An 11,084-nucleotide genomic window follows, 5' to 3' on the forward strand; every position below is an offset into this window, starting at 1 on the left:
GGCGTCGCCGTTGACGTGAGCTTGGCGGGAAATCATGATGCGCATGTTTTTCGTCACGTTCCGCGGCGCGGATGCGCCCGGCGTCGCGCATGTCGCGCACGCCGGCGCCGATCGGCGAGCGCGGCCGTGCGATCCGCCAATGTGAGGAGTGGCGATGGTCCTGTCCGGCGCGCCGGTCGCAGCGATGAAACGTCTCGACGAACTTCTGGACGCGGGACTCGCTTCCCGGCCGGACGCGCCGGCGCTTGTCTCGCGCGCCGGCGTAACGAGCTACCGCGACATCGACCGTCAGGCCGGCGCGCTGGCGCGCGCCTATCTCGCGCAGGGCTTGGCGCCCGGAGACCGCATCGTCTCGCTGATGCCGAACCGCGCTCTTCTGTTCGTTCATTATCTCGCCTGCCAACGCGCCGGGCTTGTCGCCACGCCGCTCAACTATCGCTACACGCCGCCTGAGATCGATCACGCTCTCTCCGTTAGCGAGGCCCGTGTGGTCGTCGCGCATCGCGAACGCGACGCCGATCTTGCGGCGAGCCGCGCAAGCGCGCTGCCGATCATCCGCTTCGACGATGAGGGCGGCGGCGACTTGGCGCGACTCGCCGCGGGGGCGCCGCTCGACGCCGCGCCCGCGGCGTTCGACAGCGCGCCGGCGGCGATCTTCTTCACCTCGGGAAGCACCGGACCGGCCAAGGGCGTCACCCACACGCGCGCCTCGCTCGCCGCGATCTTCTCGAGCGCCGTGCAATCCTTCGGGCTCACGGCCTCGGATGTGGTGCTGCCAGCCTCCTCATGCTCGCACATCGGCGGCTTCAGCTGCGCGATGGCGGGGCTTTCGGTCGGCGCGAGCGTCGCAGTGGCAAGGAGTTTCGATCATCTCGAGATCGGCCAACTCCTGCGCGCGACGCAGCCCAGCATGATGTCGATGCTGCCGGCGACGCTTTTGACGCTGATCCGCGAGCACGACATGGAGGCGGCGGATTTTGCGTCGCTGCGCCTCATCCGCTCGGCCGGCGACAAGGTTCCGGATGAGCTCGAAAAGGAGTTATTCGCGCGCGTCGGCAAACGGATCAGCGAAGGGTACGGGATGACCGAGTTCGGCCTCGCCGCGCTCAATGCGCCCGAGGAGCCGGGCGCGCTCGGCTCGGTCGGGCGACCGAGCCCGGGCTTTTCCTTCTCGATCCGCGACGCGACGGGCGCCGAGGCCGCGCCCGAACTCGAAGGCAGGCTATGGGCGAAGACGGCCACCCAGTCCTGCGGCTACTGGCGCGACGAGGCGGCGAGCCGCGAGGTGATGCGCGACGGCTGGTTCGACACGGGCGACGTGATGCGATCGGACGCCGCGGGGCGGCTGTGGTTCTGCGGCCGCGCCAAGCAGATCATCGTCCATGACGGCTCGAACATCAGCCCGCAGGAAGTCGAGGACGCGCTGCTCGAACACCCCGCTGTCGCCGGCGCCGGCGTCATTGGCATCCACGATGCGCTGCATGGCGAGACTGTGCGGGCCTATGTCACGCTGCGTGAGGACGCGCCGGTCCCGACGGCGGGCGAGCTGATCGCCTTCGCGCAGACGCGCGTCGGCTACAAGGCGCCCGAGCAGATCGTCGTCCTCGACGAAATGCCGATGAACGCGACCGGCAAGGTCGATCGCGCCGTTCTCAAGCGCCTCGCCGCCGCCGATCACGCCTCTATCCGGTGATCGATCATGGGTCATGTCTCAGCGCGCCCAGAACGGCGGCGCCCGGCGAAAATGCCGCCTGGGTTCTGGCTCGCCTGCCGGCGCCCCTCGATGGCGCCTTGGCAAAACTGATCCCGTCTATAGATTTACGTCCGACGGCTTAGCGCTTCCTCCGCCTGTCCATGCGCGTCCGTTCGACTGAGCGGCGGAAAGGCTGGATCGGAGCATTCTCTTTCACCGCTCGTGCCGGTCGTTGGCGATGACGCGAAAATTCGATGGCGGCGATTTCGAAGCGTTGCGCGCGCTGCTGCTGGCGCTGGAGGACGTCCAGCGCTCGCCGCCAGAGCCGATCTTCGTCGCCGTCGGCGAACTGGCGCAGCTTCTGCACAGGTCGCGGTCGGAGATCATCGAGGGCCTCAACACGCTCGCCGGGTTGGATTTCATCGAAGGTCCGGGCGTCTATCGCGAGCGCGACTGGCTGTTTCGCCGGCTGACGCGGCGCGGCGCGACCCTGGCCGATTTAATTCGCGACCCCAAGGATTGGCGCAAGGCGCTCGAGGCCTATGCGCCGTTCCTGGCGCGCTGACGCCATTCGGCGCGCGCTTGGCGCCATCGCGCCGCGACGTCCCGGCGTCGCGCCTTGAACAGCTGCATGAGCTGGATGCGGCGCAGATTGAAGCGGTCGTTCGGCGCAAGCGCCATGTAGCGTTCGGCGATTTCGGTGATGACGATATCGGGCTTCACGCGCTTGACGAGCCGCCAGTCGACGTTCGACGACCAGACAAAAATCAGTTCGCGCGCCGTTTCGGCGAGCTGCGCCGTTAGACGGTCGGGGCCGACGCCGGCGAAGGAATCGCCGAAAAGCAAGATGCGCACGTCATTCGGCGCGTGTTCATTTCTGTAGACCGCATGCGCGCCGACGTGAATGTCGCCGCCGTGAACGGGATCCTCGAGGATGCGCACAACGGCGTTTGCGTAAACCCGTCGCGCGCCGGCGATCCAGTCGATCTCGCGAATCTCCTCCCAGCGCGGCGGATCGAATTTGCCGCCGAGATCCATGATTTTGTGCGTGGCGGTGCACGGCCGGGCGGCAAGATCGGCGTTCGGCGTCAGCCGCAGCGCGTCGCACAGGCGGTGGTAGGCGAGCAGGCTGCCTTCCGGCGTCCAATGGGTGTCGCTGCGCCAATAGAGCTCGACCGCGTCGCGCTGCGCGCGCATCGGCCAGACGAGATCGACCCATCCGGCCGCGCGCGCGTCGCCCTTGAACAGCTGTTGCAGCCGGATCGCCGGCGCGAGATCGGCGTCAACGAGCGGCGTCGCCTGCTTGTGCTCGTAAATTGTCAGCTTTTCCGGCGCGACGACATGGGCGTAGGCGGCGCCGAGCGCGTCGCAACGTCGCTTTCGTTCGACGATCGCGTCACGCCACCGGAGCAGATTGACGTCCGGCAAATGGCCGCCGTCGCGGTCATAGAGCGTCGTGACGAAATTGGTTCCGCCGGTGAGAAACAGCCATCCGTCGTGGCCCTCGTGAACGATGAGTTCAGCCACGGCGCAAAACGGTCATAGGGTCCGCCGCGCGTTCCGACGACTCCGGCTTGCGCGCGTAAAGAATTGTCGCCGCGGCAAGTTCAAACAATTTCTCGCGCGGCAGCTCCCGCGCCCACGGCTTTTCGAGCAGCGGGCCGGGATAGGCGATCAGATCTTCGACGCGCGTGCGCAAGAACTGCTTGCGCGCGCGGGGCGAGAGGCCTTGCGACCAGGAACGCAGCTGCCAGGCGATCGCCCAAATCGGATGGGTGGGGTTGGTGACCTCCTGGCGCTCGATCGTTAGGCGGCCTTCGAACAGCGTGCGCAGCCCTTCATGCGTCATGTTGAAATAGTGATGCGGATAGCCATGCAAGGGCTGAAGAAAGGGCACGCAGCATTTCAGCCATCCACCGGGCTTGAGCACGCGCGCGATTTCAGCGGCGCAGCGAAACGGATCCTTCACATGCTCCAGAACCGCGATCGATATGACGCCGTCAAAGACGTTATCCCTGAACGGCAGCCGATGCGCCAGGCCGACAACGTCGGTCGTTGCATAATCCATCAACTCGAAATTGACGACATTGCTGTAGTAAACGGGACGGTAGCCTGCGCCGACGTCGAGGATCAAACCGTCGGCGTGGCGCTCGATCCATTCGATCGTTTCGTCGTCATAGCCGTTCTCGCTGATCGGCATCTCGTCGGTCGAGTCCTGGGCTTCAAACGACTCCTCGTCTGCGAACACGAATTTGCCCGAAGCCGACAGTGGCGTTTCCGGGTCGAGCAGCAGCGGCCGCACCGCCGCGAGCTTGCGCGCGCGGATGGCGGGAATATCGCTCGCGCGCTGCTGACGGCGCCCCTGTGCGCGGCCGAGCAGGTCGAAATGCGCGCGGCCTGATTCACATTGGCCAAGCTCGACAGCCTGTCGCACGTCGGGATTCGCGGCAAGGTAGCGTCCCTCGTCGAAATTCTCCGAGGTCGCGGGCTCGTCATCGACGACCTTTTGCCGACGGCCCTCAATATGGCCGAATTTCTTGAAATGGTTCCAGCCGGATGAGATCTTGCCGACGCGAACGGCCTCAGCGACGTCGGGGTTGACGGCGAGATAAGCTTGCTCGTTGAATGTTTGCGGCGTCGGCGTCTCTTGCAGCGCCGCCGACTGAAAGGGATTATTCATGCAGACGGCGAAATACGACTCGACAGCCAGCCCCGCGCATTTTCTAGCACAAGCTGTGGAGTGGGGAAACACGCATTAGACAGGTAAAGGCGTTCGACGCGACGGCTGCAACGATTGATTTAACCCTGTTTCGGAATCACGATGTCTTCTACCTGCGATGAACCTGCTCGCGCCGACGAGGCTCCGATCATGGTCGAGGCGTTCTATCGATACGGCTACAAGGGTCGTGATATGCTCGCCATTCGCGCGCCCTTCGCCATGGACGCCGACGGCGCCGAAATCATCGGCCGCGTCATTGAAGCCGACGCCCGCCGTTATGTCGTCGTCTCGATCGCGCGCCAGATTTCGGGACCGATCCAATTGGGCGAACCGATCGGCGTGGAACTGCGCGCCGGAGACACGCCCGACGTCTCCGCCGTTTGAAACATGACCAAGATCTTGGGCCTCGGCCACAGCCATGTCGTGGCGATCGCCAAGGGGTGCTACGAGTTGCAGCATGAGGGATTCCGGCTTGGCGGCGCGCCGCTCGTGTCGCGCTTTCTCTATCTCTACGATCCTGAGATCACGCCGACGTTGACCGAGCAGGGCGCTGCTTCGCGACTGAATCCGCGCCTGCGCCAAATTCTCGACGAGGAGCGGCCGGACGCCATCGTGCTGTCGATCGGCGGCAATGAGCATATTGCGCTGTCGGTGACGCAGCCCAAGGAGCGCTTCGACTTTATCCTGGGCGCCGAACCGGATCTTGATCTCGAATCCGGCGCCATCGTGCTGCCGGAAGCCGCGATTCGCGAGACGTTGCGGGAAAAAATGGCGCCGACCCTTGCAACCATCGAAGCGATCCGAAGCGAAACCGCGGCGCCTATCGTCTGCCTCGAGCCGCCGCCGCCTCTGCCCAATTCGCGGATTTTGGAATGTCCGCAGGAATTTTTTCGCAAATCCTTCGATCCGCGCAAACTCTCCGGAGAGATTTTTCGTTACAAGATGTGGCGCACGCAGTCTGCGATCTATCGCGACGTTTGCGCGCGGGCGGATATTCTCTTTGCGCCCGTTCCCGCCGAATTCATTGCGCCGTCACGCGTGCTGGCGGAGGCCGTCTGGGGCGCCGACGCGTCTCATGCAAATGCGCTCTTTGGCCGGCGGATGATTCAGCGCGCGGGAGAGCTTGTTGAGCCTCGGCTGGGCGATCGACCGCAATGAAGACGCATCCCTATTCCAAACGTCCCGACTACGCGCTTTGGCGGCGCGCCGTCGCCGATGTCGCCCCCGGCGAACTCGATCCGGTTGTGGAGGCGCCTTTCCGGCTTGGCGTTCGCGAAAAAGTCGCGACCGCCGGCAGCTGTTTCGCCCAGCATATCGGCCGCTACCTGAGATCGAGCGGCTGCAACTATCTCCTCACCGAGGAGCCGCATTCATTTATCAGCCCGCAGGCGGCCGAAACGCTCAACTACGGGCTCTATACGGCGCGCTACGGCAATATTTACACGAGCCGCCAATTGCTTCAGCTGTTCGAGCGCGCCTATGGGCGGTTCACGCCGAAGGAGAACGCCTGGCGCGAAGGCGCCGCGCATGTGGTCGATCCGTTCCGGCCGCAAATTCAGCCGGGCGCATTCAATTCGGCGCGCGAACTCGAATATGATCGCGAACGTCACTTCGACGCCGTGCGCCGCGCCTTCGAGACGCTCGACGTGTTCGTGTTCACGCTTGGACTGACCGAACTCTGGCGTTCACGCGAGGATGGCGCGGCGTTTCCGCTCTGCCCCGGCGTCTCTGGCGGCGAATATTCTTCAGCGCGTCATGAGTTCGTCAACCTCGGCGTCGACGACGTCGTGTCCGACATGACCGCCTTCATTGAGCGCTTGCGCGGCGTCAATCCCGGCGCGCGAATCATTTTGACCGTGTCGCCGGTGCCGCTCGTCGCCACCGCCGAGCCGCGGCATGTGCTGATGTCGACCATGTATTCGAAATCGGCGCTGCGCGTCGCCTGCGATATGCTGGCGCGCGCGCAGGACCAGGTCGCTTATTTTCCGTCTTACGAGATTGTCGCCGGCGGCTATGCGTCGACGGATTATTTCGCGCCCGATCGTCGCAGCGTCACCCAGGAGGGGGTGGCGCATGTCATGCGCGTCTTCGATCGGCATTTCATCAAGCGCAACACGGCGGGGGAAGCCTTGCGCGGCGCGCTGCGCGCCCTCGCTCCGTCGCGCGCGGTCTCGACCGAAGATCCCATCGCCGCCGCGATGCGCCTCATGTGCGATGAGGAGGCGTTGTCTTTGGAGCGAATCGAGGCGTCGGGGCGCGACGACGCGCCGGCGGAGGCCCAATCGGCGACGCAGAATGGATCAGGAGAAGAATCTGCCCCGCAGGAACCGCTCGCCAATAAGGCCGAATGTGAGGCTGACGCCGGCGACCCACAAAACCAGCGACTTGTTGATTAGCTCTGGATCGTAGCTGGCGTAATAGGCCGAACGCAGCCATTCGACCAGATGCAGCAGCGGATTATACGCCATGTAGTCCCGGACGGTTTCCGGCATGGCCGTCGGCGGCAAATAGATGCCCGAGAACAGATACAGGCCGATCATGATCAGGATGAAAAACACCAGGAAGAAATGCCCCACAAGCGCACACATCACGACATTGAAAAATCCAAGACCGATGCCGAGGAAAACGGCGGCCCCGATCGCTTTGGCGGCCTCGGCGGTGTCCGCGGGCAGGATATCAACGTCAAATAAACTGACGACTGACAAAAAAAGCGCGAGCACGATGACAGCGTTCAGCGTTTCAAGGATGCAACGGCTAAAAATGAGATGGAAAGGCTGGATCACGGGAATGTTCAAGAGCTGGCGATTCTGCGGAATCACCATAGCCAACACGCGCGCAGGATAGAGGCATAGAATATAGGGCACGACGCCAGTTCCGACGAACATCGTTGGGCTGTCGCCGACAGGCGCAATCGAGACCCGGAAGAGATAGGCCGCCGTGATCACGCCAATGTGCGACAAGGGCCAGGCGATCGCGATCAAATAGCCGATGTGGCTGTGTCCAAAGCGCGAGCGCATGTCCTGGACGAGAACCGCGCTCATGATTTGGCGAAACTCCGCAAACTTCTGCGCGTGCTTTGCAAAGCGCTCGGTGACGAGCGAATGCGAAGCGAGGCCCGCCACTCTGTTCTGAAAGGCCAGAAAGGCGACATGAATCTGATGGACCTGGCGGGATGAAAACCCCTGTGCCGCGCTGCGCCGCATGGACTAGACCCCCAGCATCCCGTGCGCCTCGAGATAAGCGATGATCTGATCGGCGATGGCTTCGGCGGAGCGCTCGGCCGAGCTGAGTCGCAATTCGGGCGATTCCGGCGCTTCGTAGGGCTGGTCGACGCCGGTGAAATTCTTGATCTCGCCGGCGAGCGCGCGTTTATACAGTCCCTTCGGGTCGCGCTCCTTGCAAACGTCGAGCGGCGCATCGATGAAGATCTCAATGAATTCTCGTTCACCGACGAGCGACCGGACCATTTGTCGTTCGGCGCGGAAGGGCGAGATGAAGGCGCAAAGCACGATCAAGCCCGCGTCAACCATGAGCTTCGCGACTTCTCCTACGCGACGGATGTTTTCGACGCGGTCCGCTTCTGTGAAGCCGAGATCCTTGTTGAGGCCGTGCCGCACATTGTCGCCGTCGAGCATCAGCGTATGGGCGTGACGTTCGACGAGCTTCGATTCGACGAGATTGGCGATCGTCGATTTACCGGCGCCCGATAGTCCCGTGAACCAAAGAATCGCAGGACTCTGATGCTTGAGCCGGGCCCGCGCCGCCTTCGAGACCGATTGTTCCTGAAGATGGATATTGGTCGCGCGTCGTAGAGGGAAGGCGATGATGCCGGCGGCGGCGGTCGCATTGGTGAAGCGGTCGATCAGAATGAAAGCGCCAGTGGTGCGGTTTTCATCGTACGAATCGAAGGCGACGGGCGCGGCCGCCGCAATGTTGCAGAAACCGATCTCATTGAGGCTCAAGGTTTTGGCGGCGGTCTTCGCGCCGGAGTCGACATCGAGCTTGTGCTTGATCTCCGTCACGCTCGCGGCAAGGGAGCGTCCGTTGATCTTCATGAGATAAGAGCGGCCCGGCAGCAGGCTGTCGTCGCCCATCCAGATCAGATGCGCCGCGAATTGATCGGCGACGTTTGGCCTGGCCGTCGGATGACAGAGAACGTCGCCGCGCGACGCGTCGACCTCATCGGCGAAGGTCACCATGACGGAGTCCGGCGCGGACGCGCTGACCAGGTCTCCGCCCATTGCGATGATGCGCGCGATCTTCGTTTTCTGGCCGGAGGCGGCGGACACGATTTCGTCGCCGACCTGGAGACGTCCGGAGGCGATGGCGCCCGCGAAGCCGCGAAAAGCGTCGCTGCGACGATTGACCCATTGCACCGGCAGCCGTAGCGCCGCGTCGGCGCGATCGGTCTCGACGTCGACGTTTTCGAGATATGTCAGGAGACTGGCGCCGGCGCGCCACGGCATATTCGCCGAGCCGGAGACGACATTGTCGCCATGACGGGCTGAGAGGGGAATCGGTTCGACGCTGTGAAACGTGAGCGAAGCGGCGGCGCTTTCAAATTCGTCGACGATTTTCTCGAACACGGCTTGGTCGTAGTCAACGAGATCCATCTTGTTGACGGCGAGCACGATGTGCCGAACCCCGAGCAGGGAGACGATCGTCGCATGTCGCCGGGTCTGCGTCAGCAGGCCTTTGCGCGCGTCGACGAGGAGAATGGCCAATTCCGCGTTCGACGCGCCCGTCGCCATATTGCGCGTATATTGCTCGTGGCCGGGCGCATCGGCCAATATGAAGGAACGCGCAGGAGTGGAAAAATAGCGGTAGGCGACGTCGATGGTGATGCCCTGCTCGCGCTCGGCCTCGAGACCATCGACGAGCAGTGCGAAATCGATCTCTTCGCCCGTGGTGCCGTGGCGCAGCGAGTCGCTGCGCAGAGCGGCGAGCTGATCGTCGAAAATCAGCTGACGCTCATAGAGAAGGCGTCCGACAAGCGTCGACTTGCCGTCATCGACCGATCCGCACGTCAAGACCCGCAGCGTCGGGCGCGGCCGACTGGGTTGCGCCTCGGCGAGGACGTGCGCGTCTGCGATAAATGGCGCGGTCATCAGAAATAGCCCTCGCGCTTCTTTCGCTCCATGGACGCCGCCTCATCGAAATCGATCAGCCTTCCCTGACGTTCGGAGGTCGAGGCGTGTCGCATTTCCGCAATGATCTGGTCCAGCGTGTCCGCCTCCGATTCGATAGCGCCGGTCAGCGGATAGCAGCCGAGCGTCCGAAATCGCACGCGCCGCGATTCGACAATCTCGTCGGGCGCGAGCGGAAACCGTTCATCGTCGACCATGATGTAAGCGCCGTCGCGACGCACCACCGGCCGTTCCTTTGCGAGATAGAGAGAGACGACCGGAATTTCTTCCGCGGCGACGTAATCCCAGACGTCGGTCTCGGTCCAATTCGACAGGGGAAAGACCCGCATCGTTTCGCCGGCGGCGAGCCGGGCGTTGAAAATCCGCCAGAGCTCGGGACGCTGGGTTTTGGGATCCCAACCATGCGACGCGGTTCGATGCGAAAAGATGCGCTCCTTCGCCCGGCTTTTCTCTTCGTCCCGTCGCGCGCCGCCAAAGGCGGCGTCGAACCCGCCTTCATTCAGCGCCTGCCTCAGCGCCTCGGTCTTCATCGCTTGCGTATATGCGGAGGAAGAACAGGTGAAGGGAGAGACGCCGCGCTTTACCCCATCTTCATTCGTATGAACGATTAAATCCATTCCGACGCGCGCTGCGGTTTGATCGCGGAACGTTATCATTTCGCGAAACTTCCACGTGGTGTCGACATGCAGCAGCGGGAAGGGCGGCGGACTCGGATAGAACGCCTTGAGCGCGAGATGCAACATCACGCTCGAGTCCTTGCCGATAGAATAGAGCATCACCGGACGCCGAAATTCGGCGACCGCTTCTCGCAAAATAAAAATCGCCTCGGCTTCGAGTCGACGCAGATGGGGCGTAAGAGCCATTCTTCCTCAAAAATAGCGAAATGATGTCATAATGTTAGTCTTCAAAGAAGTCTAAAATATGTTAGGCTCGCCGCGCACGAGAGTCGTATTGCCGTTCTAAAGGCGACTGCGTCGCAGGACGTCTGGCGGGCCGGCGAGCGCCGTGATTGTGCAAGCCGTAACGATGGGTCAGTGGCGTAAACCGCGCGCGCTCGTCAAAGCGATTGATGGACGCGTTTCAACCAGTTTCATCAACCAAAGATTGCGCCATGCAAGATCACGATTCGCTGAGAACACATGCCCCTGTTCAGAAGACTGTCGCCGCCGATCTGACGAATAGGCGACGCGCCGCGGCGCCGAGCATTACGCGCGCCCGCGCGCCGCTGCGGCTGGGCCTGGCAGGCGGCGGAACCGACCTTTCGCCTTATTGTCAGCGCTATGGCGGAGCCATACTCAACGTCACGATCGATCGGCACGCCTATGCGTTCATCTCTGCGCGAGATGACGGGCAGACAAGCTTTTCGGCGCTTGATCTGGGCAAGGAAGAGTCGTTTGAGGCCGCCGCGGCGATGACCGAAGATTCGGCGCTTGTGCTGCATCAGGGCGTTTTCCGCCGCAACGTTCGCGATTTCCTGGGCGGCGATGCGCCGCCGCTGTCGATTCAAACGACCGTCGAAGCGCCC

General features: G+C 63.0%; 10 protein-coding genes and 1 pseudogene. 6 read left to right on the plus strand and 5 right to left on the minus strand.

Features of this window, described 5'->3' with window-relative positions; genetic code table 11:
* Positions 1-154: 154 nt before the first annotated feature.
* Both AB7F41_RS09530 and AB7F41_RS09535 read left to right on the plus strand, forming a co-directional pair.
* Positions 155-1,693: a class I adenylate-forming enzyme family protein gene (locus AB7F41_RS09530; RefSeq protein WP_428382405.1), complete on the plus strand. Its 1,539-nt coding sequence runs from the start codon at positions 155-157 to the stop codon at positions 1,691-1,693.
* A gap of 238 nt (positions 1,694-1,931) precedes the next feature.
* Positions 1,932-2,258 (plus strand): hypothetical protein, encoded by a 327-nt coding sequence (locus tag AB7F41_RS09535; protein WP_428382406.1) that lies wholly within the window; start codon positions 1,932-1,934, stop codon positions 2,256-2,258.
* On the opposite strand, the gene AB7F41_RS09540 is transcribed toward AB7F41_RS09535, so the two are convergent.
* Together AB7F41_RS09540 and AB7F41_RS09545 are read right to left on the minus strand one after the other, a co-directional pair.
* Complete coding sequence (locus AB7F41_RS09540; protein ID WP_428382408.1) at positions 2,234-3,220, minus strand: alginate O-acetyltransferase AlgX-related protein; 987 nt, start codon at positions 3,218-3,220, stop codon at positions 2,234-2,236. The genes AB7F41_RS09535 and AB7F41_RS09540 overlap by 25 nt on opposite strands.
* A complete protein-coding gene (locus AB7F41_RS09545; protein WP_428382410.1) occupies positions 3,213-4,373 on the minus strand; it encodes a class I SAM-dependent methyltransferase in 1,161 nt (386 codons plus the stop codon). Before AB7F41_RS09545 ends, AB7F41_RS09540 begins: the two co-directional genes overlap by 8 nt.
* A gap of 141 nt (positions 4,374-4,514) precedes the next feature.
* Here AB7F41_RS09545 and AB7F41_RS09550 point away from each other — a divergent pair, with 141 nt between their 5' ends.
* From AB7F41_RS09550 to AB7F41_RS09560, 3 genes are read left to right on the plus strand one after another with little or no spacing between them, the layout of a single operon-like run.
* Positions 4,515-4,796, plus strand: coding sequence for a hypothetical protein (locus AB7F41_RS09550; protein ID WP_428382412.1), 282 nt, complete (start codon positions 4,515-4,517; stop codon positions 4,794-4,796).
* Between the two features lie 3 nt (positions 4,797-4,799).
* Entirely contained in the window at positions 4,800-5,570 is a 771-nt protein-coding gene (locus AB7F41_RS09555) for a hypothetical protein (protein ID WP_428382414.1), read from the plus strand.
* On the plus strand, positions 5,567-6,808 hold the full coding sequence (locus AB7F41_RS09560) for a GSCFA domain-containing protein (protein WP_428382416.1): 1,242 nt from the start codon (positions 5,567-5,569) through the stop codon (positions 6,806-6,808). Before AB7F41_RS09555 ends, AB7F41_RS09560 begins: the two co-directional genes overlap by 4 nt.
* On the opposite strand, the gene AB7F41_RS09565 is transcribed toward AB7F41_RS09560, so the two are convergent.
* The 3 genes from AB7F41_RS09565 to cysD form a co-directional block, all read right to left on the minus strand.
* Complete coding sequence (locus AB7F41_RS09565) at positions 6,713-7,534, minus strand: ABC transporter permease (RefSeq protein ID WP_428406524.1); 822 nt, start codon at positions 7,532-7,534, stop codon at positions 6,713-6,715. The two genes, AB7F41_RS09560 and AB7F41_RS09565, sit on opposite strands and share 96 nt — an antisense overlap.
* Positions 7,535-7,618: 84 nt before the next feature.
* The gene (gene cysN / locus AB7F41_RS09570) at positions 7,619-9,520 is read right to left on the minus strand and encodes a sulfate adenylyltransferase subunit CysN (RefSeq protein ID WP_428382420.1); all 1,902 of its coding nucleotides are present in this window, start codon (positions 9,518-9,520) and stop codon (positions 7,619-7,621) included.
* On the minus strand, positions 9,520-10,422 hold the full coding sequence (cysD, locus tag AB7F41_RS09575) for a sulfate adenylyltransferase subunit CysD (protein ID WP_428382422.1): 903 nt from the start codon (positions 10,420-10,422) through the stop codon (positions 9,520-9,522). Before cysD ends, cysN begins: the two co-directional genes overlap by 1 nt.
* Positions 10,423-10,670: 248 nt before the next feature.
* Between cysD and AB7F41_RS09580 the strand changes: the two are divergent.
* Positions 10,671-11,084, plus strand: a pseudogene (locus AB7F41_RS09580) (hypothetical protein); the annotation flags it as partial.

The organism is Methylocystis sp., from assembly GCF_050251305.1.
Lineage (GTDB): Bacteria > Pseudomonadota > Alphaproteobacteria > Rhizobiales > Beijerinckiaceae > Methylocystis.

Excerpts from the sequence above, each read along its gene's own strand:
- AB7F41_RS09555 (WP_428382414.1), top strand. The coding sequence starts at position 4,800 with ATGACCAAGATCTTGGGCCTCGGCCACAGCCATGTCGTGGCGATCGCC.
- AB7F41_RS09560 (WP_428382416.1), top strand. The coding sequence starts at position 5,567 with ATGAAGACGCATCCCTATTCCAAACGTCCCGACTACGCGCTTTGGCGG.
- AB7F41_RS09545 (WP_428382410.1), bottom strand. The coding sequence starts at position 4,373 with ATGAATAATCCCTTTCAGTCGGCGGCGCTGCAAGAGACGCCGACGCCG.
- AB7F41_RS09550 (WP_428382412.1), top strand. The coding sequence starts at position 4,515 with ATGTCTTCTACCTGCGATGAACCTGCTCGCGCCGACGAGGCTCCGATC.
- cysN (WP_428382420.1), bottom strand. The coding sequence starts at position 9,520 with ATGACCGCGCCATTTATCGCAGACGCGCACGTCCTCGCCGAGGCGCAA.
- cysD (WP_428382422.1), bottom strand. The coding sequence starts at position 10,422 with ATGGCTCTTACGCCCCATCTGCGTCGACTCGAAGCCGAGGCGATTTTT.
- AB7F41_RS09535 (WP_428382406.1), top strand. The coding sequence starts at position 1,932 with ATGACGCGAAAATTCGATGGCGGCGATTTCGAAGCGTTGCGCGCGCTG.
- AB7F41_RS09530 (WP_428382405.1), top strand. The coding sequence starts at position 155 with ATGGTCCTGTCCGGCGCGCCGGTCGCAGCGATGAAACGTCTCGACGAA.